The 24,954-nt window shown below is 61.0% G+C and carries 20 protein-coding genes; 18 read left to right on the forward strand and 2 right to left on the reverse strand.

Annotated features, from left to right (window positions below):
* Positions 1-5 precede the first annotated feature (5 nt).
* Together BJY26_RS06850 and BJY26_RS06855 are read right to left on the reverse strand one after the other, a co-directional pair.
* Positions 6-1,538 (reverse strand): M81 family metallopeptidase, encoded by a 1,533-nt coding sequence (locus tag BJY26_RS06850; protein WP_179426815.1) that lies wholly within the window; start codon positions 1,536-1,538, stop codon positions 6-8.
* 33 nt (positions 1,539-1,571) lie between these two features.
* On the reverse strand, positions 1,572-2,759 hold the full coding sequence (locus BJY26_RS06855; protein ID WP_179426817.1) for an ROK family transcriptional regulator: 1,188 nt from the start codon (positions 2,757-2,759) through the stop codon (positions 1,572-1,574).
* A gap of 285 nt (positions 2,760-3,044) precedes the next feature.
* On the opposite strand from BJY26_RS06855, the gene BJY26_RS06860 reads away from it, so the two are divergent.
* The 18 genes from BJY26_RS06860 to BJY26_RS06945 all read left to right on the forward strand — a co-directional run bounded on the left by BJY26_RS06860 (position 3,045) and on the right by BJY26_RS06945 (position 24,780).
* On the forward strand, positions 3,045-4,859 hold the full coding sequence (locus tag BJY26_RS06860; RefSeq protein ID WP_179426819.1) for a peptide ABC transporter substrate-binding protein: 1,815 nt from the start codon (positions 3,045-3,047) through the stop codon (positions 4,857-4,859).
* Positions 4,860-4,871: 12 nt separating this feature from the next.
* The gene (locus tag BJY26_RS06865; RefSeq protein WP_179426821.1) at positions 4,872-5,831 is read left to right on the forward strand and encodes an ABC transporter permease; all 960 of its coding nucleotides are present in this window, start codon (positions 4,872-4,874) and stop codon (positions 5,829-5,831) included.
* Positions 5,828-6,721 carry an ABC transporter permease gene (locus BJY26_RS06870; RefSeq protein WP_179426823.1) on the forward strand — a complete coding sequence of 298 codons (894 nt, stop codon included), beginning with the start codon at positions 5,828-5,830 and terminating at the stop codon, positions 6,719-6,721. Before BJY26_RS06865 ends, BJY26_RS06870 begins: the two co-directional genes overlap by 4 nt.
* Complete coding sequence (locus tag BJY26_RS06875) at positions 6,718-8,505, forward strand: ABC transporter ATP-binding protein (protein ID WP_308191241.1); 1,788 nt, start codon at positions 6,718-6,720, stop codon at positions 8,503-8,505. The genes BJY26_RS06870 and BJY26_RS06875 overlap by 4 nt, the downstream gene beginning before the upstream one ends.
* On the forward strand, positions 8,502-9,446 hold the full coding sequence (locus tag BJY26_RS06880; protein ID WP_179426825.1) for an ROK family protein: 945 nt from the start codon (positions 8,502-8,504) through the stop codon (positions 9,444-9,446). Before BJY26_RS06875 ends, BJY26_RS06880 begins: the two co-directional genes overlap by 4 nt.
* Positions 9,447-9,600: 154 nt before the next feature.
* Positions 9,601-10,983 (forward strand): APC family permease, encoded by a 1,383-nt coding sequence (locus tag BJY26_RS06885; protein ID WP_179426827.1) that lies wholly within the window; start codon positions 9,601-9,603, stop codon positions 10,981-10,983.
* A 41-nt stretch (positions 10,984-11,024) separates the two neighbouring features.
* Positions 11,025-11,225, forward strand: a complete 201-nt coding sequence (locus BJY26_RS06890; protein ID WP_179426829.1) for a hypothetical protein — start codon at positions 11,025-11,027, stop codon at positions 11,223-11,225.
* Positions 11,218-12,621 carry an amidase gene (locus BJY26_RS06895; RefSeq protein ID WP_218852308.1) on the forward strand — a complete coding sequence of 468 codons (1,404 nt, stop codon included), beginning with the start codon at positions 11,218-11,220 and terminating at the stop codon, positions 12,619-12,621. The genes BJY26_RS06890 and BJY26_RS06895 overlap by 8 nt, the downstream gene beginning before the upstream one ends.
* A 143-nt stretch (positions 12,622-12,764) precedes the next feature.
* Entirely contained in the window at positions 12,765-13,967 is a 1,203-nt protein-coding gene (locus BJY26_RS06900; RefSeq protein ID WP_179426831.1) for an NAD(P)/FAD-dependent oxidoreductase, read from the forward strand.
* Between the two features lie 315 nt (positions 13,968-14,282).
* Positions 14,283-14,990 carry a transporter substrate-binding domain-containing protein gene (locus BJY26_RS06905; RefSeq protein WP_269151160.1) on the forward strand — a complete coding sequence of 236 codons (708 nt, stop codon included), beginning with the start codon at positions 14,283-14,285 and terminating at the stop codon, positions 14,988-14,990.
* Between the two features lie 2 nt (positions 14,991-14,992).
* A complete protein-coding gene (locus BJY26_RS06910) occupies positions 14,993-15,892 on the forward strand; it encodes an amino acid ABC transporter permease (protein WP_179426835.1) in 900 nt (299 codons plus the stop codon).
* A gap of 42 nt (positions 15,893-15,934) precedes the next feature.
* Complete coding sequence (locus tag BJY26_RS06915) at positions 15,935-16,687, forward strand: amino acid ABC transporter ATP-binding protein (RefSeq protein WP_179426837.1); 753 nt, start codon at positions 15,935-15,937, stop codon at positions 16,685-16,687.
* Positions 16,688-16,976: 289 nt separating this feature from the next.
* Complete coding sequence (locus BJY26_RS06920) at positions 16,977-18,665, forward strand: ABC transporter substrate-binding protein (protein WP_218852309.1); 1,689 nt, start codon at positions 16,977-16,979, stop codon at positions 18,663-18,665.
* A gap of 7 nt (positions 18,666-18,672) precedes the next feature.
* The gene (locus BJY26_RS06925) at positions 18,673-19,677 is read left to right on the forward strand and encodes an ABC transporter permease (RefSeq protein WP_179426841.1); all 1,005 of its coding nucleotides are present in this window, start codon (positions 18,673-18,675) and stop codon (positions 19,675-19,677) included.
* Positions 19,674-20,612, forward strand: coding sequence for an ABC transporter permease (locus tag BJY26_RS06930; RefSeq protein WP_179426843.1), 939 nt, complete (start codon positions 19,674-19,676; stop codon positions 20,610-20,612). The genes BJY26_RS06925 and BJY26_RS06930 overlap by 4 nt, the downstream gene beginning before the upstream one ends.
* Positions 20,613-20,616: 4 nt before the next feature.
* Positions 20,617-21,669 carry an ABC transporter ATP-binding protein gene (locus BJY26_RS06935; protein WP_179426845.1) on the forward strand — a complete coding sequence of 351 codons (1,053 nt, stop codon included), beginning with the start codon at positions 20,617-20,619 and terminating at the stop codon, positions 21,667-21,669.
* Entirely contained in the window at positions 21,662-22,702 is a 1,041-nt protein-coding gene (locus BJY26_RS06940) for an ABC transporter ATP-binding protein (RefSeq protein WP_179426847.1), read from the forward strand. The genes BJY26_RS06935 and BJY26_RS06940 overlap by 8 nt, the downstream gene beginning before the upstream one ends.
* Positions 22,703-22,749: 47 nt before the next feature.
* Positions 22,750-24,780, forward strand: a complete 2,031-nt coding sequence (locus BJY26_RS06945; protein ID WP_179426849.1) for a CocE/NonD family hydrolase — start codon at positions 22,750-22,752, stop codon at positions 24,778-24,780.
* The last annotated feature ends 174 nt before the right edge of the window (positions 24,781-24,954 follow it).

Consider the following 24,954-nt stretch of genomic DNA (forward strand, 5'->3'; position numbering starts at 1 on the left):
GACGATCAGGCGCCGAATTCGGCGGCATCGAATGGCTCGTTCGATGCCGGGATGATCCGAGCCGACAGGTCGGGATCGGGCATGTCCGGGTCGAACGGGAACATGGGCCGCTTGATCCGCCGGTGCCCCAACCGGACGAGATCCTGGTCGACGCCGCCCGGGGTGAGAGCGAGCATCCAGTCTTCCGCCATGTCGAACAGTTCCGGCTCGAGATAGCCGATCTTCACGACGACGATCGCCGCCTCGCGCGGGCTTAGATCCAAATCGGTGAAATCGCTCTCCAGATGGTACGGCTTCCGGCGGCGCGTGATGATGACGTACACGCTGCCCACATGCAGCACGACCTCCGTCTCGGCGTCACGATCTCCGTGGCGGATCGCGTGAACCTTGCCGGTCATCGTGACCGGGCCGGCGTGACGATCGTCGACCTCGGCGCCCGCCGTCACGGTCACGGTCTGGCCGAGCCCCGCGCGAACCGCCTCGTCGACCGCGCCGGATCCGGGAATGGACGCGTAAATCAGTTCGGGACCGTCGGCTCCGGCAAATTCGCGGCGTCCCAGGATGTGCTCGAGAGTCCAAGTGACGTCGCCGGCTCCGCCCGCGGTCGGGTTGTCGCCCGAGTCGCTGATGAAGAATGGGTGTTTTTCGGACCGCAGCGCGGCATCGAGGCACTCGTCGAGCGTCCCGGTCGGCGCGACGAAGTCGAACTCACGACGAGCGGACCAGAACCGGGCGGCGAGGTCTTCGGCACCCTTGCGGCCGGCCGCCTCGGACCGTCCCGTGACGACGACGGCAGCGTGGTTGCGCGGCTCGTCCGCCCAGGCGTACCCGACCCAGATCGCCGCGTCGGTCACGCCGTCGGTCTTCTCGACGTCGTCGATGGCGCCGTACACGCTCTTGGCCGGTTCAATGCGGGTGGACGTCTGTTCGCCCGCAAGGAGAACGGGCACGGGGACCCACGCTTTGGCGGGCCGCGGCGCGCCGGACGCGACGAGGTCGACGAGATTGCGTGCGGCGCGCTCCTTCGTGACCATGTAGTCCTCGTGCGGAGCCATCCGATAACACGTGATCAAATCGGTCAAATGCGCAAGACGCGGCGAGACGTTTCCGTGCAGGTCCATCGACGTCGACACGATCGGCCGCGACCCGATGACTTCCCGGATGCGCGCCAGCAGTGTTGCCTCGGCGTCGTCGATGCCTTCGACGGTCATTGCGCCGTGGATGTCGAACAGCAGCCCGTCGAGCGCCGGCATGCCGGCAAGCCGCTCAATCAGCGCATCGGACAGCTCGGCGAACCCATCGGCGGTTGCAATACCGCCCGGCAGTGCCTTGCCGACGAGTGCGCCGCGCCAATCCGCCGACTCCCTGAGCGGCTCGCCGGGCCGGAGGAACGGATAGCGTCCCAGGACGGCGTCGCCCAAGTCCGGATGGAACGCCGCGGCTTCGGAACGTGCCGGCGAGAACGTGCTGGCCTCGATGCCGATACCGGCGATGGCCAGGACGGGTCGGTCGCGAGGTGACCGGGCTTCAACGGGCATGGATACTCCTTTGGATGACTGCTGCGTGACGGTCTATGAACTGAGTGCTTCGAGCGAGTCGACAACGGCCGCCTGCAACGCCGAAACACCGGCGCCGGTGATTCCGCCGTTCTCGCCGAGCTTCGCCCGTGAAATGCTCAAATGGCGGGTGACCAGCGGATGGCAGTCGTCGTACAGTTGACTGCGGACGGCCGCGACGAATGCTTCGAGAGTGGCGAGATACCCGCCCAGGTACACGCCGTCCGGATTGAAGAAGTTCACGTTTGCCGCGAGCACCTCGCCGAGGTAGGCCCCGGCGCGACGTACCGCGCGCGTGGCTATCGGGTTCGCCTCGATCGCCAACTGAACGACGTCCTGGACCGACGTGACCGGCACTCCCTGCTCACTCACGATGCGCACGAGAGCGAGCCCCGACGCAATCGTCTCGAGGCAGCCGGTGTTGCCGCACGAGCACGGGGTGTCGCCCGCGGCATCGACGCGGACGTGGGTGATATCGCCGGCGACGCCGTTGGCCCCGCGGTAAAGCTCGCCGTCGATGACGATCCCGGCGCCGATTGCCGAACCGGCCTTGACCAGCACCGTCCGCCGGTGAGTGTTCGGCTGGACGAGCTGCTCGGCAAAAGCCATGCAATTCGCGTCGTTGTCGACGACGACCGGCCGCGCAAGCTTGTCCTGCAGCCACGAGACGATCGGGAACCGGTTCCATCCGGGCATGCGGGAGGGCAGTTCGACGGTGCCGGAGCCGGTGTCGACGGGGCCGGGCATGGACAGGCCCACTGCTCGCCAGTTCTCGGCGCCCTGCGCTTCGGCAAGACGGGCGAACGCCGTACTCAACCTGTCCAACCCGGTTTCCGGACCCTCGTCAATGGAGAACTTCACGTTTTCGACGTGTTCGAGTCTGCCGCCGGGCAACACGACGCCGATCCGGGCGTGATGGGCGCCGATGTCGGCGGCAATCGCGAAGTCGTCCTTACGGCCGAGTCGCAGCACCTTGCGCGGGCGACCGCCGGTCGATGACTGCTGGCCGTGTTCGACGACGAGCCCGAGCTCGACGAGTTGCCCGACTGCGGAAGAGATCGTCGACGGGGGAGCGGCAAGCTCGTCGGCCAGTTCGGTCCGCGTCGTGACAACCCCCGAGGACACCAGCCGCAGGATTTTCGTCGCCAACGTCGAGATGCGCGGACCGTGGGGCACGGCGCTCCGACTACTTAATACGGTCATGAAAAAACTTACTTCCATCTCGTGACAGGACGTCGCCAGTATACGCGTTCCGGTGTCCTTTGCCACTGCTTTCGGCATCATTATCGTTCGGATAACAAATCGAATATAGAGCGATATAGCATGTTTTGAGCTTGTTTAGAGTATTAAATACTTAATGCGATCCGGCAGTTACCTTCTTTTTACTGTTGAACTATTGTTTTTACGATCCAATGCCGGTTTACTACTGGAGAAAGGTCTCGCCGGTGCTCGTCCGCGCACCGGCACGGGTCGCTCGAGGGAGAGAACATGAGGGCTGTACGAACACACACCGGTCGCCGCCGTTGGATGCTGGCGACCGCGGCAGTGCTGGCGTCAAGCGTTGCGCTGGCAGGATGCAGCGGGGGTGACAACTCGACGTCCGCGGCCAAGAAGACGAGCATCAACTACGCGTTGCCGGCCAACTTCACGCCGAACTGGATTCTGCCGATCGGCACGTCGGCGCACTTGAACACCAACAACGTCTCCATTGCGGAATCCCTGTGGGAACCGCTGATCGAATACGACGGCTCGACCGGGAAGATGGAGTGGAACAAGAAGGGATCGATCGCGACTGCGGCCAATTTCGCCTCCGACGGCAAGAGCGTGACCATCACGCTCGGCAAACGGTCGTGGAGCGACGGCAAGCCCATCACCTCGCGTGACGTCGAGTTCTGGTACAACATCATCACGGCGAACAAGAAGCAATGGGCCAACTACAACGCTGGCAAGGCGCCGGACAACTGGACGAAGTTCAGCACCATCGACGCCCACCACTTCAAGTTGACGTTCGACAAGAAGTACAACGACCAGTGGATGCTGGCGAACGAACTCAGCATGATCGTGCCCCTGCCGCAGCACGCCTGGGACAAGACGAGTTCATCCGCGAAGGTGTCGAACGCCGATCGGACGACCGCCGGGGCCCAGAAGGTGTGGAAGTTCCTTCTCGGTCAGGCCAAGAAAATCTCGTCGTATGCGTCGAACCCGCTCTGGAACGTCGTCAGCGGCCCGTACAAGGTCAAGACATTCTCGACGTCCGGCAAGGTCGACCTCACGGCGAACACCAAATACGACGGCGGCGAAAAGGCCGGAATCAAGACGGTCCACCTGTTGTCCTTCACGACCGCCGACGCTGAGAAGAACGCACTGCGCTCGGGCGGCGTCGACTACGGCTACATCGGCCCAGGGGACCTCGACCAGAAAGCGTCGTTCACGGCGAAGGGGTACAAGGTCAAGCCGTGGAGCGGCTGGGCCATCACGTACATGCCGTACAACTTCAACAATCCGCAACTCGGGGCCGTCTTCAAGCAGCTGTACGCCCGCCAGGCCGTGCAAATGTCGATCAACCAGCCACAGCTGACGAAGGTCATCTTCAACGGCACGGCCGTGCCCACCTACGGGCCGATTCCGCAAGCCGAAGAATCGGACTTCGTGTCCAAGGTGCAGCAGAACAACCCATATCCGTTCTCGACCTCCAAAGCGGCCAAGCTCTTGACTTCGCACGGATGGACGAAGAAGGACGGCGTCATGACCTGTACCGACGCGGGGACGGGATCGTCGCAGTGCGGCGCCGGCATCGACAAGGGCACGAAATTCGAGATGCACGTCCTGTCGCAGTCCGGTTCCTCGGTCACGACCAACATGATGAGCGCCATCAAATCGTCGTTGTCCAAGACCGGAATTGGCTTCAACATCAAGTCGGCTCCGGTCAACTCGGTGCTGTCGCAGACGCCGCAGTGCACGAAGAAGCAGTCGATCTGCAAATGGCAACTGTCCTTCTTCGGCACGGCAGGCAGCTGGTACTTCCCGGCCTACGCAACCGGCGACTCGCTGTTCCAGACCGGCGGCGGCTCCAACTTCGGCAACTACTCGAACCCGAAAGTCGACAAGCTGATCAATAACAGCACGACGTCGTCCTCGGCATCGGTGATGAAGAAGTACAGTGCGGCGCTGGCCAAGGACCTGCCGGTCGTCTGGTTGCCGGAGCCGGACTACCAGGTGTCGGTGATGAAGAAGGGACTGACCGGTTTTTCCCAGGATCCGCTCGCGAACTTCCACCCGGCACAGTGGAAGTGGAGCAAGTAGCGATACGCCGATATGCCGACACTTCTCTATCTAGCGCGACGCCTGCTGCAGGCGATAGTCGTGATCTTCATCGTCACGATCATCGTGTTCTGCCTGTTGCATGCGCTTCCCGGGGGTCCCGCACGCGGGATCCTCGGGGCGCAGGCGACGCAGCAGCAAATCGCTCAGTTCAATCACCAACAGGGTCTCGATAAGCCCCTCGTCATCCAGTACTTCTACTACCTCTCCACGCTCGTGCACGGGAACCTCGGCACGTCGTACACGTTGAACGAATCGGTCACCGCGCTGATCGTCCAACGGCTGCCGAAGACAATCGTGTTGACGGGGATCTCCGCAGTGGTGGCGCTCATCATTGCCATTCCCCTCGGCATGGTGCAGGCGACTCGGCGGAACAAGCCGATCGACTACATCGTGACGACTATCAGTTTCGTCGCCTATGCCACGCCGGTGTTCTTCCTCGGACTCATCGTGATCGTGGTCTTCAGTCAGGCGCTTCCCTGGTTCCCGTCGCAAGCGCCGACCGGCAACACGCTTGGCGAAATCTTTGCCGATCCCGCGGGGCTCGTGCTTCCGGTGGCAACGGGCGCGGCAGCCATGATTGCCGTGTTCACGCGGTACATGCGCTCGTCGACACTTGAAAACCTTTCCGAGGACTATGTGCGCACTGCTCGGGCCGGCGGCGCGACCGGATACGGGATCTTGACCGGGCACGTGTTCCGCAACGCCCTCACGCCGGTCGTCGCCATGCTCGGCTACTACATCCCGGTGATGTTCGGCGGCGCCCTGGTGATTGAGCAATTGTTCAATTACCCGGGCATGGGGCTGTTGTTCTGGAACGCCGCCCAGTCCTCCGACTACCCGGTCTTGCTCGGCTGCGTCCTGGTGATCTCGATTGCCACCGTGGCCGGGTCGCTGCTGGCCGACATTGCTCAGCTCATCATCGACCCACGCGTGAAAGTGAGTAGCTCATGAGCGCCGCCATCCCACCCGTGGAAGCTGCTATCGACGTCGGCCCGATGGGACCGTCCGGCACCAGACTCGCCGTCCGCCGCTTCCTGCGCAATAAGCTTGCCGTGATCGGCTTGGCCGTCATCGTTGCGTTCATCCTGTTCTGCTTCGTGGGTCCCTTCGTGTACCACACGGACCAGACGCACACGCTGCTTGGAGCCGCCAACCAAGCGCCGTCCGGCAAGCATATCCTCGGCACGGACGCCGTCGGCCACGATGAACTCGGCCGGCTGATGTACGGCGGCCGGATCTCTCTGGCCGTCGGCCTGGCTGCCGGAACCCTGGCAACGCTGATCGGCACGCTGTGGGGCGCCATCGCCGGATACGCGGGCGGCTGGGTGGACGCCGTCATGATGCGCGTCGTCGATGCCGGAATTGCGATTCCCGCGTTGTTCATCCTTCTCGTCATCTCTGCGATCGCCACGCCCGACGCCCTGGGGCTGGTGGTGATCCTCGGATTCGTGTCGTGGCTCGTGCCGTCGCGGTTGATCCGGGCCGAGACACTCACGTTGAAAAGCCGCGACTACGTTCTCACGCTGCGGGCGATCGGCGGCGGTCATTCGCGGGCGATCGCCCGTCACATTCTGCCGAACTCGATCTCGACGATCGTGGTGGCCGCCACCTTCCAGGTCGCCGACGCGATCTTGCTGATTGCGTACGTGTCGTACCTCGGCTTGGGCGTGCAAGCGCCGGCGACCGACTGGGGCGGAATGCTGACTGCGGGCCTCGACGCCGCGTATTCGGGCCGGTTCTGGCTCATTCTCCCGCCGGGGCTGGCCGTCATCGTCATCGTGTGCGCTTTCAACGCATTTGGCGACGGGCTTCGCGATTCGTTTGAAGTGAGGGGGCGATGATGCCGGGCGAACAGGTGAATTCGGTTGAAGCCGAGCCGGGCGGCACTGCTGCCGACGCGGCGTCCGAGGTCCTGTCGATCACCGATCTCGGGGTCGACTTTGCAACGGAGTCGGGTGACGTATCCGCCGTCCGGGGCGTGTCAATGCGCGTTGAGCCCGGCGAGACGCTCGCTCTCGTCGGTGAATCGGGATCCGGAAAGAGCACCGTCGCGCTGGCGACGATGAGTCTGCTGAGCTCGAACGCGCGGGTGCACGGCGACGTGCGGGTATGCGGCAGGTCGGTGTCGGGTGCCAATGAGTCGGAACTTGCCCGCCTTCGGGGCAAGCAGGCGTCCATGGTGTTTCAAGAGCCGGCGACGGCGCTCGACCCGCTGAAGCGCATCGGCGCACAGATCACGGAAGTGATCCGCAACCACCGCGATGTGACGTCGGCAGTTGCCAAGAGCGAGGCGGTGGACCTGCTGCGCCGAGTCGGACTGCCGGATCCGGAACAACGCGTCTCCGCGTACCCGTTCCAGCTGTCGGGCGGGCAGCGCCAGCGCGTCGTCATCGCCATGGCGATCGCCAACCGTCCGCGCTTGCTGATCGCGGACGAGCCGACAACGGCGCTTGATGTCACGGTGCAGGCCGAGATCCTCGATCTTTTGCGCGGGCTCGCCGCCGAGACCCATACCGGCGTGCTGCTGGTCACCCACAACATGGGCGTGGTCGCAGACTTCGCCGACCGGGTGGCAGTGATGTACCACGGGCAAATCGTCGAGACCGGACCGGTGGAGGACGTGCTGCTGCGTCCCGAGCACGATTACACGAAGAAGTTGTTGGCAGCCGTGCCGCGACTCGACACGGCCGGAGCCCGGCGCGGCGTCGACGTTCAAGCGGCCCAACCGGCGCGATCGGGCCAACCGGGGCGATCGGCGGAATCAGAGAAGCCGGCGGAGACGGATGGCGCGGACCGCGTCGTCGAACTGGATGACGTGTCGGTGGTCTTTGGTCGCGGGGCGCGGGCCGTGCGCGGGCTGGACCACGTGTCGGTCGGTATCCACGCCGGTGAGACCGTGGCCCTGGTCGGCGAATCGGGATCGGGCAAGTCCACTGCGGCGCGTGTGGCGCTCGGCCTCATCCGCACCGACGGCGGCCGGGTCAAGCTGTTCGATCATGACTTCCACGCGACCGGACGCAAGGCCCGGCGAGCACTGCGATCCGGTATCGGCGTCGTGCTGCAGGACCCCGTCGCATCGCTGGACGCGCGCATGCCGGTGGGCGAATGCATCGCCGAGCCGCTTCGGATCCACCGGAAGTCGATGTCTCGAGCGGACCGTGCTCGGCGCGTCGGCGACGTCCTCGAACGCGTACAACTGCCGCGGAACGTGGCCGGTCGCGCCCCGCGCGAACTGTCCGGCGGTCAACGCCAACGCGTGAGCATCGCGCGGGCGCTGGCGCTTGAACCCCGGCTGCTAGTGGCCGACGAACCCACGAGCGGACTCGACGTCAGCGTGCAGGAATCGGTTCTGACAATGCTCACCGAGTTGCAGGCCGAACTCGGCTTCGCCTGCCTCTTCGTGTCACACGACCTTGCCGTCGTACAGAGCTTTGCCCGGCGCGTCGTCGTGATGAAGTCCGGCTCGGTCGTTGAGGAGGGAGCAACGAGCGAGACGCTCGTGCACCCCGAAACCGACTACACCCGTCGTCTTTTGGCCGCCGTGCCGGTGGCGGATCCGATCGTGCAGCGTGCTCGCCGATCCGAGCGACTTGCCTTGCTGGCGTCCGGCCGGGACGCGGAGTGAACGACGGGGACGAGGCGCCGGCGTCCACCGGCACCGACGACGTCATTGCAGGCATCGACATCGGCGGCACCACGACGAACGTGCTCCTTTGCCGGTCGGATCTCGGCGTGATCGACACGGTGCAAATTCCGACCGCGGCGCAACGCGGCGGAGACGTCATCGTGCGCGACGCCGTGGCTGCGCTCACTCGGCTTGCGGCAACCCATCGCGTGGAGCCGCGAGCCGTCGGCGTCGGCGCGGCCGGTGTCGTCGACCCGCGGAGCGGGCACGTGCTGGTGGCGAGCCGATCGTTCGCCGGCTGGTCGGGGTACCACGTCACGGGCGCGATCACCGACGCGCTTGGTGTGCCGGCGTATCTCGATAATGACGTGAACGCGTTCTTACGCGGCGAAGTCTTAGCCGGCGCGGTTGCGGGCGAGGACTACGTTTTGGGCGTCACGCTCGGCACGGGTGTCGGCGGCGCCTTGTGGATGGACGGCGCATTGATGACTGGCGCTCACGGCGCGGCCGGAGAGATCGGGCACCTGCCCGGATTCGGCAACTGCATGTGCAGCTGCGGTGAGCGCGGACACCTTGAGACGGTGGCGTCCGGATGGGCGATCGCCCGCCGCTTCACCGAAATCAGCGGCCGCGCGGCAACGGCCAAGGACGCCGCAGCGGCCGCGCAGGATGGTGACCGCGGCGCAGCGGAGATATTGAGCGATGCGGGGCATGCCTTGGGACACGCTGCCGTGCTGACCGCCGGCCTCATCGACGTGACCACCGTGGTGATCGGCGGCGGCGTGAGCGACGCGTGGGAATTCTTGGAGCCCGCGATCGGGGAGACGCTGACTGCGGAACCAGTCGTGAGCGGCCATCCCGTGAAAGTGGTGAAAGCCGCGCTCGGCAACTTGTCCGTCGCTCTCGGCGCGGCAGCCTGCGCGACGACGTCGATGCGGTGATGTGAGAGCCCGACTACGCAGGCTCACTCGATTTGTCGAAATCGGTGCTTATACTACGCGTATGTAGTAGAGCCGCACGGTCGAATATGACGTGCTCCTTCGAAAGTTGCTGACGTACGCATTGGTGCTAGCCCACTAGGCAAGGTGGAAAATCATGGCGAATTCAAGCGTTGGTCTGAAACGAGAGCTAGGACTTTTCAGTGTTATCGCCCTGGCCGCCGGCGCGGTCCTCGGTGGATGGCTCGCCGAGGCCCCGTACTGGTTTCAACTTACCGGTGCCGGTGCGGCGATCATCTTCCCGATTCTTGCAATCATTCTCATACCGGTGGGTCTGGCATTTTCGGAACTGACGGCAATGCTGCCGTTCTCCTCGGCGGTCGACGTGTGGTCGAGCAGCGCGATGAATTCAAGCACCGGATGGGCAACGCAATGGATGTTCTTCCTGGTGCAGGTCGTCGAGCCGCCGCTGGTCGCCTTCATTTTCGTGACCGCCGCCGGGTACTTCGTCGACCTTTCGGACGTCGTGAAACCGTTGATCGCCATTGGAATCATGGTCATCTGGTATATCGTGTCGAACTTCAATATCGACCTGACCGGAAAGCTCGCTGTCGTGTTCTTTATCGTCATGGTCGGTATCACGTTGATCGACTCGATTTATTATTTCTTCAGCGGGCACTGGGAGCTGACCAATATCACCGCGCACGGCGGATTCTTTCCGAACGGCATCTACGGTGCGATCGCCGGCGCTTCGGCACTTGTATTGAAATATATCGGCTTCGGAATGACGCCGACGTTGATTCAGGAAGCGAAGTTCCCCGCTCGCAAGATGATCACCGTCATCCTCGCGGCGCTCTTCATACCAGCCGTTGTCTACATGATTGCCACTTTCGCCATCGGCGGTCTCGCACCACACAACGTGATAGCGCACCTGAGCATCCCCGAACCCCAATTGGTCAACTCACTCGACATGGCGGGCATCATCGGACTCTTTGCGATCGGATCCGGCTTGCTCTACGCGTTCACGACCCTCATGGGGTTCTGGACGTCGTCCGCGCGCGTGCTCTACGGAGCGTCGCAATTGCGTCAGCTTCCGCCCTGGTTCAGCAAGACCAACAAGCACGGTCAGCCGTATATTGCGAATATCGTCGTTCTAGCTTTTGGCATCTTCTTTGCACTGTTCACAAGCACGGACTGGGTGCAGTACATCTATTCGCTGTCGGTGGTCGCTGCCGGGATCGTGTACTTCTTGGTCTGCTTGTCGGCCTATCGGCTTCGGACGAAGCAGGCGGATTGGAAACGCCCCTACCGGTCTCCGGCCGGCAAGCCGATGTTCGTGATCGGCATGGCTGTTTCCGCTGCCATCACGATCGTCGGCGTCACGTTGCTGCCGGCAAGCGCCTGGGTGCCCATCTTAATCTACATCGTGATCGGCGTCCTCGTCCCGGTTGCCATGAGAATCTATCGCCGGCGAGTGGGCGGGTATGAGCCGATCATTCTCACGCCCGATGACCGTGACGTTGCGGGTGCCGGTGAATAGATGCAGCCCGGCAGTTGACGCCGAGATCTGAGGAGTTGCCCATGAGCACGCTTCGAGAGTATTTGCTCGCATACCGGGGCATCGACGTGTCGTCGACGGATGCGGACGCGTTGGATGCCTTTTGGGCCTCGCTCCGCTCGCGCCGTTCGACCGCGGATAACGGCGGGGTGGCCGCCGACGATATTCCCGTGGTGTTCGACCCCACAGTGGTCATGCCGACGGAGCGTGGGGCCGATGGCTGAACTGATCGACTCGTCGCTGCTGACGCTGGCACACCGCATCGAGTCTCGCGATATCTCTCCCGTTGAACTCACTCAAGCGGTACTGAGTGAAATCGAGAGCCGGAACGGCGAACTTCATGCGTACATCTGCGTTTACGGCGACGACGCATTGGCGAAGGCGCGCACGGCGGAAGCGGAAATTTCCGGAGGCCGATATCGCGGCCCGCTCCACGGAATCCCTATGGGTATCAAGGACAATTTTTACTTCAAAGACCGGATCACGACGATGGGGTCGAAGATCCACGAGCGGTTCGTGCCAGACACGGGTGCCACAGCGGTGGACAAGCTCGAGTCGGCCGGCGCGATCTTCGTGGGCAAACTCAATCTGCATGAATACGCGCTTGGAGTCACGACCGAGAACCCGCACTTCGGCGATGCCAAGAACCCGTGGAATCTCACTAAGATTGCCGGAGGGTCGAGCGGTGGGGCCGGGGTGGCGATTCCGACCGGTTTAACCATCGGGTCGCTTGGCTCGGACACGTCTGGATCGATACGCATACCGGCGGCATGCTGCGGAATCGTCGGGCTGAAGCCGACGTACGGACGAGTCAGTAAATTCGGGGTGTTCCCCGAGGCCTGGACTCTGGACCACGTCGGACCGATGGCGCGAACCGTCGGCGATGTCGCAGTTTTGCTCGACACTGTGGCGGGGTACGACCCGAAGGATCCGACATCACTCAATTCGCCCGCAACAACGACTTACGGTGCGCTCACGGGCGACATCGACGGTATGGTCGTCGGCGTTAACGAACAGTTCTTCTTCAAGGACGTCGACCGGGTCGTGGCCGACGTGGTTCGTGACGGAATCCGGAGTCTTGAGAGTCGCGGCGCCATTATCGAGCCAATCGAAATTCCGCACATCGAAGACGCCGAGTACGCCATCACCATCATCGATACATCCGAGACCAGCACCGTTCACCACCGTGCATTGCGGGACCGGCCCCAGGACTACGGCGACGACGTCCGATTCCTGCTGGAATGTGGAGAGATTCCCTCTGCAGTCGACTACCTCGAAGCCCAGCAGATGCGGGCGCGGCTGCGCCAAAGTTTTGCAAGCGTCTTCGATCGGGTCGATGTGCTTGCCGCACCGACACTGCCGATCCGGACGCCCGACATCGGTCAAGCGACGTCATCGATCAATGGCCATTCGGTCGACACCGTTGAAGCCCTGATGCGACTGGTCGGCCCGGCCAATTTGTTGGGATTGCCATCGCTTTCGGCGCCATGCGGCCTCATCGACGGCATGCCGGTCGGCCTGCAGATCATCGGTCCGCCACTGGGGGAGCAGCCCGTGCTGAACGCGGCCCGCGCCGTCGAAGACTCGGGACTCTTCGCGGTTACCGAACTGCCGCACTAACGTTCGGCGCTCTTGAGGCGCCGCCGAATTCGGCTTTCCCATCACGCCGACGAATCGCCGATCGGAACGATTGCTTGTGACCTACGTCTCATGGCATTGTGTGAAACACCCCATAGGATATTTTCACAAGGCTGAAGGAAGCCATGGCAGAAGCAATTGAAATCGTCGTCGTCGGCGGCGGAGTGATCGGAACGAGCATTGCGTTCCACTTGGCACGTCTCGGTGTCACCAACGTGACGCTGATCGAACGCGGTGCGATCGCCGGTGGAGCATCAGGACAATCGGGCGCCCTGGTTCGGAGCCATTACCCCGACAGTCCCGAGGCGCAGGTCGCGTGGGCGGCAGTGCCGTGGTTCGAAGAATGGGCGGAGCGTGTCGGCGGCGACTGTGGCTTCCGACAAACCGGATTCCTCCAGCTGGTTCACAAGGTCGATAAGGATTTGCTGGAAAAGAACGTCGCCCGGTTGCAGGCTATCGGCGTCGAAACCCAGCTCGTCACCGCAGCGGACGCGAGGCGACTTCAACCCGGACTCGCAATTGAAGACGACGAGTATGCGGCTTACGAGCAAAGAAGCGGGTACGCGGACCCGGTGGCGACAGCGCAAGGTTTCGCCGCCGCTGCTCAGCGGCTCGGTGCCGACATCCGGACCGGCGAATCGGTTCGGAACCTCATCGCTGACGGCACGCAAGTTACCGGAGTTGTGACGTCGTCCGGCTCGCTGCACGCCGGAGTCGTGATCCTGGCCAACGGCAGCTGGTCCGCAGCACTCGCTCGTACCGTGGGCGTCGAAATACCGATCGAACTCGTCCGCGGTCAGGCAGCTATCGTGTCGCGGCCACCAACGTTGCCTGGTGTCAATGGCCACCTTGCGATCATCGACAGGCGCTCGGGGATCTACGCCCGCCCTTCCGGGGAACACGCGACGTTGGTCGGGCTCAGTCGCGGAAGCACCGGTACCCCGCTCACGTCTGCAGAAGGTGTAACGCCCGACCGGGACTTCCCGGAAACCGCCCGAGCACACCTCGCTCGCACGCTGCCTGGATTCTCCGACTCGACCGTACAATCGGCGCAAGCGGGTCCATTAGATATGACGCCGGATCGGTGCTGCGTCCTCGGCAAACCGGATGGCGTTTCCGGGCTGGCACTCGCTGTTGGTATGAGCGGTAGCGGATTCAAGAAGTCGCCTGCTATTGGAGCCTGCATGGCCGAATTGATCGTCAACGGGAAAGCCGAGACGGCTCCGATCGACGCTTTCCGACTCGAAAGGTTTAGCACCGGGAGCGAAATACAAAAATTTGAATATCTCGTCGGCGATTCGACCGACAGGGGCTCTTTCATCCATTAGGTACCAGCTCAACGCCGCCAATCCGATATAAGACTGCTTGATGTATTCACATCCGCACCCACGCGGACCTAGGAACTACCTGAGGAGCCAGCTTTCATGAGTAAAACGGTGAAGACCAAAGTCGCATCGGGCATGTTCGCCGCGATTGTCATGATGGCATTCGTCTCCGCGTGCGACGTCGAAGATTCTCAACCCGCAAATCCGACGTCGTCGTCAACGAAAATCGGATCAGATCTTCCTACGGTCGAAAAGTCGGATCAAATCGCCAAATCGGTGCCCGTTAAACTCCGCAAATCCGGGAAGCTCCGAATCGTCATGACTACGTCGAGTCCGCCAGCTCACTTCACGACCGACAACGGCATGAACGGATTGGACCGAGATCTCGCCGTGCTCATCGGAAAAGTTCTCGGTCTGAAACCGAAGATCACCGGGGTCCCGATTGATCAAGTCATACCGGGCTTCCAAGCAGATCGTTACGACGTTGTGGTTTCGCAGTTTAAGCCGACCACCGATCGTGCGAAGGTGTTGGACTTCGTGGACTACGCACAGTCCGGGACGACGCTCGGGCTGCTGGCTTCCAACCCGGACAAATTGACTCCGAAGAAACTGTGCGGCCATTCGGTGGGTGTGCAGAAGGGCTCCTCACAGGCCGTCGTCGTTCTCCCCGACCTCAACAAGAAATGTCAAAAGGAAGGCCAGAAGCCCGTGACTAAGAAGACCTTCCGTGACTCGACCTCGGCCCTGCTCGCCCTGCGCAGCAGCCGAGTTGACGGGGTGCTTATCGACTCACCGGTCATGGGCTATGCGGCAAAACGCTCGAACGGGAAAGTCGTCACTGCCGGCACATTGCGCTCGAATCCGGTATCGATTGGCACACTGAAGGGCAGCAAACTCATTAAACCCGTGCAGAAAGCGTTGGAGCTGCTGCACGAGAACGGAGCGTACGAGAAAGTCTTCGCCAAGTGGGGGATGAAAGCTAACACCGTCACGAAGTTCTCGATCAACGCCGTGCAAAAGGACTAAACATGGCTACCTCGACGGTGAGCTGGAACCAGCCCGGCGGCAGCCAGCCAGGGCGCGACGAACCCAAAGTCGTCCAACCTCGGCCGAAGTTCTCCACCGGGAACTCGATCGGCATGGCCGTCGCCGTCATAATTCTCGCGGTACTGGTATTGAGCGCGATCCGCAACGACAACTTTCAGTGGGACGTCGTCTTCAAGTATTTCTTGAGCAAGTCGATCGTTCGCGGGTTGCTGACCACAATCGAACTGACGGCGCTGAGTGTCGCGATCGGCCTATCGCTCGGCACTGTGATCGCGGTCATGCGTTTGTCGAAGAATCCAGTTCTCACCTACATCGCCAGCGCATACGTCTGGTTCTTTCGTGGGACCCCGTTACTGGTCCAGCTCATATTCTGGTTCAATCTCTCCGCGCTGTACTCGCGGCTGTCGATCACCATTCCGTTCGGACCGGATTTGGTGTCGGTCAACACCAACGCCGTGATCAGTCCGTTCATTGCCGCGATGCTCGGTTTGGGCCTGCATGCGGCCGGATACATGGCCGAAGTAGTCCGGGGCGGCATCCTCGGAGTCGACCAAACTCAGGTGGAGGCCGCTTGTGCGCTGGGGATGAGCCGCGGCACACGGTTCCGGAAAGTGGTGTGGCCCCAGGCATTGCGGCTCATCATCCCGCCAGCCGGTAACCGGGTCATCTCCGAGCTGAAGGATACGTCGCTCGTCAGTGTTATCGCGATTCCCGATGTCTTGTATAGCGCGCAAATCGTCTATTCGCGTACGTACGAGACTATTCCACTGCTGATCGTGGCGACCCTCTGGTACCTCATCGTGGTCTCGCTGTTGTCGATCGGACAGCGGGTCGCCGAGAAGCGGGTCGGCCGGAGCGTCAAACAATCGGCCATGGCGTAAAGCCTTCCATACAGAACTGTGAGGTGTGAGTTGACTAGTCCCATGGTCGAGCTTCGATCGGTGCATAAATCGTTTGGGGAAGTCGAGGTTCTTCGTTCAATCGATTTGACGGTCAATCGAGGTGACGTCGTGTGCTTGCTGGGAGCGTCCGGATCGGGCAAAAGCACGTTGTTGCGATGCATCAATCACCTTGAGCGGGTGGATTCCGGCGACGTCCTCGTTGACGGCGAGTACGTCGGTTACACGGCACGCAATGACAAACTGTACGAGCTTCCGGAAAACGTTGTTGCAAAGAATCGGCGCGAAATTGGCATGGTCTTTCAGAGCTTCGGACTCTTCCCGCATATGAGTGTGCTCGATAACGTGATGGCAGGCCCGCTCCTCGTGAAACAACAGGGCCGGGCAGCTGCCGAAAAAACGGCAGTTGCCTTGCTTGAGCGAGTCGGTCTCGGGGAGAAGGCCGATGGGTGGCCAAGTCAATTGTCGGGAGGCCAGCAACAACGCGTCGCGATAGCCCGGGCCCTCGCCATGGAGCCGAAGCTCATGCTGTTCGACGAGCCGACGTCTGCCCTTGACCCGGAACTCGTCGGTGAGGTTCTCGACGTCATCAAAAGCCTGGCAGACGTCGGCATGACCATGCTGATCGTCACGCACGAAATTGGATTTGCCGACAGAGTCGCCGACGTGGTCGCACTCATGCATGACGGCCAGATCATCGAAACCGGCAGCCCGAGCGACGTCCTGCACAACCCGCATCACGCGCGAACCAAGCAATTCCTCTCGCAAGTGTTGTGAGCGAGAACATTGTTGACGTCAACGGGTGAGTGCACGCGGGCCGTCGCCTCCTGTTGTTGCTTGCGACTTCGGCACAAGCAATTGAAAAGTAAATTGGATATATTGTTGACAATAGATCCAGCAGTTTGTAAGGTCGCAACAGCTTCTTGCTCCGACGAATAGTCGGCGAGGCGGTCCAAGGATGGGCCGGCAGCGCGCTAGTCAGTCGTAACCCGGCGCGACTTTTGACCAAAAACCTAAATGCTCTCAGCTTTGCCCGAATACTCAATGAGGAGAAAAGTACATGCGTATGCAGTCTCGTACCAGCATATTGGCCTCGGTTTTGGCAGTCTCACTCGTCGGCCTCGCCGGTTGCGGGAGCAGCGAGCCGCCGAAGAATACGGCGCCGAATGCTCACGACGTGACTGCGAAATGTCAAAAGCTTGAGAAGAAGGCACAGGAGAAGACCGGTAAGGGTGAGAACACCTTCGTGTTCGCCGCGTCCACCGATCCGACCTCACTCAATCCTTTTCACACGAACGACAGCGACTCGTTCCGGATCGCGCATCAGATTTTTGAAGGCCTCGTTTGGGCAAAGCCCTGCAGTCCGGATCCCGCGCCGCGTTTGGCGACGAAATGGAACTCCTCGAAAGACGGCAAAACTTACACGTTCCAGCTACGAAAAGGCGTGAAGTTCCAAGACGGCACCGATTTCGACTCGAAGGCGGTTTGTTACAACTTCGAACACATGAATAACCAGCCGCCGGGGGTTGCCCGTACCGAGGCCGCCAGCTATGAGTGGAAACACATATTCAAGGGCTTTGGGTCACACAGTATTTACCGGTCGTGTGAAACGGACGGCAGCCACAAGGTGACGATTCAGCTCAAGAGCGCTTTTGCGGGCTTTCTCGGAGCGTTGACCAGCCCGGCATTCGCTATGCAGAGCCCGACTGCGCTGAAGAAGTGGGACCAAGTCAAGGCCGGGGAAGATCCTACGTCGAGCGAATACGCAACGAAGCACCCCACCGGAACCGGGCCCTACAAGTTCGTCTCGTGGAAGAAGGGCAAGCAAGTAACGCTGAAACGGTTCGATGGCTATTGGGGGCAAAAAGCGAAGACGCCACGAGTCATTATTACAACTATCCAAGATGCTCAGGCCCGGGCGAATGCCTTGGCCGCCGGAGACATCGATGGTTTCGACCTCGTAGCTCCCGGCGACATCGGAAGCCTACAGAAAAAGGGCTTCGACCTTATTCAACGCCCACCCTTCAACATTTTGTACCTCGGAATGAACCAAAAAGTTAAGGCCTTGAGCAATATCAAGGTCCGCAAGGCGATCGCGTATGCTCTCAATAAAGAGAAAATCGTCAAGCAAACAATGACGCCGGGATCGACGGTCGCGAAAGAATTCATTCCGAAATCGGTGATTGGTTACAACCCGGACGTCACGCAATATAAATACAATCCCAAAAAGGCAAAAGAACTACTCAAAAAAGCCGGCTATCCTAATCTGACGCTGGAGTTCAACTACCCCACAGATGTCAGCCGCCCGTATATGCCAAGCCCCAAGGACACGTTTAACGAAATCCGCGACGAGCTGAAGGCCGTAGGAATCACCATCAAACCCGTGGCCGACCAGTGGACTGACTACCTCAATCGAACGTCCGGTACCTCCGACCACGGTATTCACATTCTCGGATGGACGGGTGAATACAATAGCGCCGACAACTTCTTGGGGACGTTCTTTGGTGCGCAGCACGCCGAATGGGGTTTCAACAATCCGCAACTTTTCAAAAAGCTTGCGCACGCCAAACAGCTGCCGACCACCGATGAGCAAGAAACGGCCTACAAAAAGATCAATGAAGACATCATGAAGTTTCTTCCCGGTATCCCACTCGGCAACGGTGCTCCGTCCTTGGCTTTTGATCCGAAGGTGAAAGGGTACGTCCCGAGCCCGGTCGAGGATGAAGTGTGGAACCAGGTAGTTGTCGAGAAGTAGGTAACTGATGCTGCGATTCGCGGTACGCCGCCTGGCGATGCTCGTGCCAACGCTATTTGGACTATCCATCCTGCTGTTTGCGTGGGTGCGAGCATTGCCCGGCGGCCCAGCGAGAGCACTCTTGGGGCAAAAGGCAACACCGTCCGCTATCGACGCCATTAATAAGGCGTACGGCTTCGACCAGCCGCTGGTGCAGCAATACTTCACCTACCTGGGATCCTTGCTGCGCGGCGATTTTGGCTCGTCCATCAAAAAGCACGAGACGGTGCTGAGCGCGTTTGCCGACAAGTTGCCGGCAACTGTCGAACTTTCAATCCTTGCGTTGATCTTCGCGATCGTGGTCGGCGTTCCGCTCGGCTATTTCGCGGGCAAGCGGGCCGGAAGTACGGCCGACGCGACAGTGGTGTCATTCTCGTTGCTCGGCACCGTGACACCGGTGTTTTTTCTGGCGCTCTTGCTCAAATACGTTTTCGCCTTGAAGCTCAACATTTTCGATACCGTCGGTCGGCAAGATCCGCGGATTGAGGCAACCCACACCACCGGCTTCTACGTTCTTGACGGAATCATCAACGGACAGTTCGGTGCCGCCTGGGACGCCGTCATGCACCTCGCCCTTCCGGCGTTGGCGCTTGGCACAATACCGTTGGCCGTTGTCGTCCGCATGACTCGAGCCTCTGTCTCGGAAGTCATCCATGAAGATTATGTGCGTACTGCGGAGGCGAAAGGACTTCGTACTCGTACTATCAACATTCGGCACGTGATGCGCAACGCTCTTCTGCCGGTCATCACGAGTCTGGGGCTTCAGCTAGGGCTTTTGCTTGCCGGGGCAATTCTGACGGAGACGGTCTTTGACCTGGACGGGATCGGTCAATACCTCTATGAGGCAATTCGAGACCGCGATTATCCGGTACTGCAGGGGTTTATCTTGTTTATCGCAATTATGTTCACGTTGGTGACCTTGGTGGTCGACCTCCTATACGGCCTCATCGACCCCCGGGTTCGTGAATCATGACGGCGCCGCAATCCATAGACCCGGCTTCGGGCGGTGCGCCGCTGGGGCCGAGTGCCGATTTTCAGGACCGGCGGGGCGATAGCCTGTGGCGCGGCGCTTTCCGTCGATTAGCAAAGAGTCCCATGGCGATCGCGGGATTCGTCATCGTGATTTGCTTTTTGGCAGTCGCATTGGCCGCGCCGTTGTTGGCGCCGTATCAGCCTGCGTCTACGCAGTGGACCGACCTGTCGACTCCGTATTTCGTGCTGGGGCACGGTCACGGTCACGCACTCGGCATTGACCGGTGGGGTTCCGATATGTTGACTCAGCTCATATATGGGGCCCGGCAGTCGCTCATCATCGGGGTCGTCTCGACGCTGATAGGGCTGTGCGTGGGAAGTGCCTTGGGCACGGTGGCTGGAGCATTTGGCCGGGCTGTCGATGCCGTGGTCATGCGCATCGTCGACGTCATGCTTTCGATTCCGAGTCTGCTGCTAGCGATCAGCATCGCCGCCGTGATGGGGAAAAGTACCTACGCATTGATGGTGGCAATCGGCGCAGCGCAGATACCCATTTTTGCCCGCCTCCTCAGAGGGTCGATGCTGTCGGAACGAAAATCGGATTATGTCTTGGCGGCCACGTCGTTGGGGCTTCGTCGGCGGACGGTCGTGATGGGCCACATGCTGCCCAATTCGCTTGGCCCCACTATCGTCCAGGCGACCTTGAGCCTTGCTACCGCGATCATCGATGTTGCGGCGTTGTCATATCTCGGACTAGGCCAGTCCGACCCGGCCGCGGCAGAGTGGGGCCGGATGATCGTCGGCGCTCAAGACAGGTTTGCCATCGCGCCGTGGCTTGCGTTTTACCCAGGCGTTTGTATCGCGCTGACCGCGTTGGGATTCACCTTGTTGGGAGAGTCTCTTCGCGAAGCTCTAGACCCGAAGCAACGGAGGTGATCGCATGACCGACGTCGAGCACGGAGTGGACAACGGACATTCCGGAGCAAGCTCTCCGGCACAGCGATTGTTGGAAGTCGACAAGCTGTCCGTTACTTTTCAACGGCGCGGACAACGGGCTGTTCCCGCTGTTGACGAAGTCAGTTTCGGAATCGATGCCGGCCAGCACATCGGAATCGTTGGCGAATCCGGCAGCGGCAAGAGCGTGACGTCGCTGGCGATCATGGGTCTGTTGCCGAAGCATGGCGTACAAGTCGGCGGTAGCGTCAAATACCGCGGCCGCGAATTGCTGGGCCTACCGAAGCATGGCCTGAACAATATTCGCGGGAGCGAAATTGCCATGGTCTTTCAAGACCCGATGAGCTCACTCAACCCGGTGGTCACTATTGGCACCCAGATCTCGGAGGTGATCCGGCGGCACCGGAAAGTCTCAAGAAAAGAAGCGCTTGAGCAATCGGTCAGCCTGCTCGATCGCGTAGGCATTGCCGACCCGAGGCGCCGCGTCAAGGAGTACCCCTTTCAGCTCTCCGGCGGCATGCGCCAGCGCGTATTGATCGCGATCGCACTTGCTTGCGAGCCACGGCTGCTTATCGCCGATGAGCCGACAACCGCTCTCGATGTCACTATCCAAGCGCAGATTCTTGAATTACTGAAGGACCTGGTCTCCGGCACGGGCACGGCGCTGATTATGATCACGCACGATCTTGGAGTGGTCGCGGGCCTGTGCGACGAAGTCCACGTCATGTATTCGGGACGAGTCGTGGAATCGTCGCCGCGCCGGCCGCTGTATGCACGGCCGCGGCACCCTTATACGGGAGGCTTGCTCGCTTCGATTCCACGACTCGATGACCCCCAGGGCGAGGCGTTGCATCCAATCGCCGGCTCGCCGACCGACACCCTGCCGTGGAGCCAGGGATGCGCTTTTCAGCCCCGGTGCGGCAACGCAGTGCAGCAATGCCTCGAATCGACGCCGTCGTTGGTACCGGAGGGCGAGGGCGCTCTGAGGTGTTTCAACCCATTGAACCAAGTCGCCGTAGAAGAGGCCCCAGATGAATGACGACGACGTCTTGCTTGACGTTCAAGACCTTAAAGTCCATTTTCCGATCAAGAGCGGAGTAGTCGTTTCGCGAACGACGGGCTCAGTCAAAGCTGTCGATGGCGTTAATTTGAAAGTCGAGCGCGGAAAGACGTTGGGCCTGGTGGGCGAATCCGGGTGCGGGAAGAGCACCCTCGGGCGGGCGATCCTGCGGCTGACCGATCCGACTTCGGGCTCGGTCTACTTCGACGGGGCGGACGTGGCGCCGTTGAAAGGCGAAGAGCTGCGCCGCATGCGAAAGCGGATGCAGATGGTCTTTCAAGACCCGATGGGATCCCTCAATCCACGGCAAAGTGTTGAGACTATTCTTACCGAGCCGCTCAAGGCCCACGGAGTGCAATTCGACCGCAAGACCAAGGTCGCCGAACTTTTGGATCTCGTGGGGTTGCCTAGGAACGCGTCGAATCGCTACCCGCACGAATTTTCCGGCGGGCAGCGGCAACGAATCGGTATTGCTCGAGCAGTCGCGTTGGAGCCCGAACTGGTCATTGCGGACGAGCCCGTGTCGGCCCTGGATGTTTCCATCCAGGCTCAAGTACTCAATTTGCTCGCCGATCTGCAAAAAGCGCTGGGGCTGACCTACGTCGTCATCGCCCATGACCTTGCAGTGGTCCGTCATGTCTCGGACGACGTCGCCGTGATGTATCTGGGAGAAATTGTCGAGTACGCCAGTTCGGGCGAACTGTACGACGCCCCGATGCACCCGTACACGAAGGCACTGATGTCGGCGGTTCCCATACCCGATCCCGTCGTCGAGTCGGAACGTGAGCGGATCCTGTTGGCGGGCGACTTGCCGTCACCGGCAGACCCTCCCTCCGGTTGCCGGTTCCACACCCGGTGTCCGTTTCGTCAAGAGACGCTATGCGCGGATGAACATCCCCCGTTGAACGAGATCTCGCCGGGCCACACCGTCGCGTGTCACTGGGCCCGGGAAATTGCGAGCGGCGAGATTCAACCAACTTTTCTGAGCGCGGCGGATGCGGCCGAAGTGTAGAAACGGGCCGCTTTAAAAAATGCACGCGAACTGAGGGCAGAAAAATAATGCAAATTGTGGACGAATTTCCACACGACATCATTGAAGAAGAACACATCTGGATCACGGTCTCCGACGGGACCCGGCTTGCGGGCCACATCTGGCGGCCGAGCGCATCCGATTCGGATCCTGTCCCCGGAATACTTGAATTTCTTCCGTATCGTCAGCGCGATCTCACGTCCGAACGCGACTCCGTCAACCATCCGTATTTGGCAGGTCACGGCTATGCGTGCGTTCGGGTGGATTTGCGAGGGGCCGGCAATTCCGAAGGTTGCCTCATTGACGAATACCTCGAGCAAGAGCAGCAGGATGCGGAAGACGTCCTTGCGTGGATCGCCTCGCAACGATGGTGTTCAGGACGCACTGGAATGATGGGGATCTCGTGGGGCGGGTTCAACGCGCTCCAGGTGGCCGCCCGCCGTCCGGCCAGCCTCGGAGCGATCGCGATTTCATCATTCACGGTGGATCGATTTGGCGACGATATGCACTATATGGGCGGATGCCTGTTATCGGACAATTTCGCCGAGGCCTCCACGATGTTTGGCGCGGCGGGGTTGCCGCCCGACCCTGCAATAGTCGGGGAGAATTGGCGAGACATGTGGTTCGATCGGCTCGAAGCAATTTCGCCGTGGATCGACACGTGGCTTTCACACCAGCAGCGCGATGATTATTGGAAACACGCGTCCGTCAACGAGGACTACTCGGCGGTCCACTGCCCGGTGATTGCCTCGAGCGGCTGGGCCGACGGATATTCGAATTCGGTATTTCGAGTTATGGAAAACCTCGACGTTCCGAAAAAGGGGATCATCGGCCCGTGGGCCCACAAATATCCACATATGGGAGTGCCGGGGCCCGCCATCGGATATTTGCAGATACTGGTGGATTGGTGGGACCGATGGCTCAAGGGCGTCGAAAATTCGGTAATGGACGGACCGACGTTGCGGGTGTGGATGCAAGACAGCGCGCCGCCGTCCAGCAGCTACGAAGAGCGCCAGGGACGCTGGGTGGGGTTGGATGAGTGGCCCTCGCGGCAGACGACGTTCACGGACGCAGCACTAGCCGACCATGCCATCGACCTGGCACCGACGGGGATCGTCGGGGCGGAACCGGGCGAGCTTACGATTAAATCACCGCTGACGGTCGGGCAATTCGCCGGCAAATGGGCATCCTACGGGACGCCGCCCGATTTGCCCTCGGATCAGCGAGAAGAAGACGCCGGGTCGCTCATTTTCGATACGCCCGAGCTGGCAGAAACTTGTGAGATCCTCGGCGCGCCCGTGGTAAGTCTCGAACTATCGGCGGACGAACCGGTGGCGATGATCGCCGTACGCCTGTTGGACGTCGCTCCCGACGGCAGCAGCACGAGAGTGACCTATGGGTTATTGAACCTGACCCATAGAGACAGCGACGAAGATCCCGAACCGCTCGAACCCGGTGAGCATTACCGAGTGAGAATACCGTTGAATGGCGTAGCGCAATCGTTTCCCGCCGGGCACCGTATCCGAATGGCCGTGTCAACCTCCTACTGGCCACTCGCCTGGCCGGCACCTGCGGGAGCCACCGTGACTGTGTACCCGCCGAACTGTGTGCTGTCGTTGCCCTTGTGGGACGCGCGCGCGACGGATAGCCGCCCGTCGCCGTATTTGCCGTCCGAAGGCGCCAGGCGGCTCGCGACTGCCAGAATCGTCGAGCCGGACGCCGGATGGGTCGTCTGCAGAGATTTGGCGACCGGCAATTCGACTGTGGAAATAGTCAAAGACTCGGGCACTGTGGCCTTTGAGAAGATTGGGCTTGAGTTCTCACGGCGCGTCGAAGAACGATATGGCCGTCATGGTGACGAGCCGACATCGGTCTACGGTGAGACTTTATGGAACACCGAATTCCGGCGAGGAGGTTGGCGGGTAGGGGTCGAGTCGGCCGCCCGGTTGACCTGCACGGCGACGGATTTCGTCCTGGAAGCGCGCATTGACGGATTCGAGGGCCGTGAGACCGTCTACTCTCGTGACTGGCAGAAAACTATTCCTCGACGATTGGTGTGATTCGAAAGTCGGTAGGTTCGGGTCACGCCCCAATGACGCGCATGACCAGTAAAAACTCTAGTTGAAGTGTTCGGGCCATTTCGCGTTTAAGAATCACTCTGAGCATGCTTCGGCGTCATTTGTTCGCCTGCCGGGGATCTGAGGCGTCGCGGGCTGAAGCCGGTCCGCTTGCAG

This window comes from Spelaeicoccus albus (genome assembly GCF_013409065.1).
Lineage (GTDB): Bacteria > Actinomycetota > Actinomycetes > Actinomycetales > Brevibacteriaceae > Spelaeicoccus > Spelaeicoccus albus.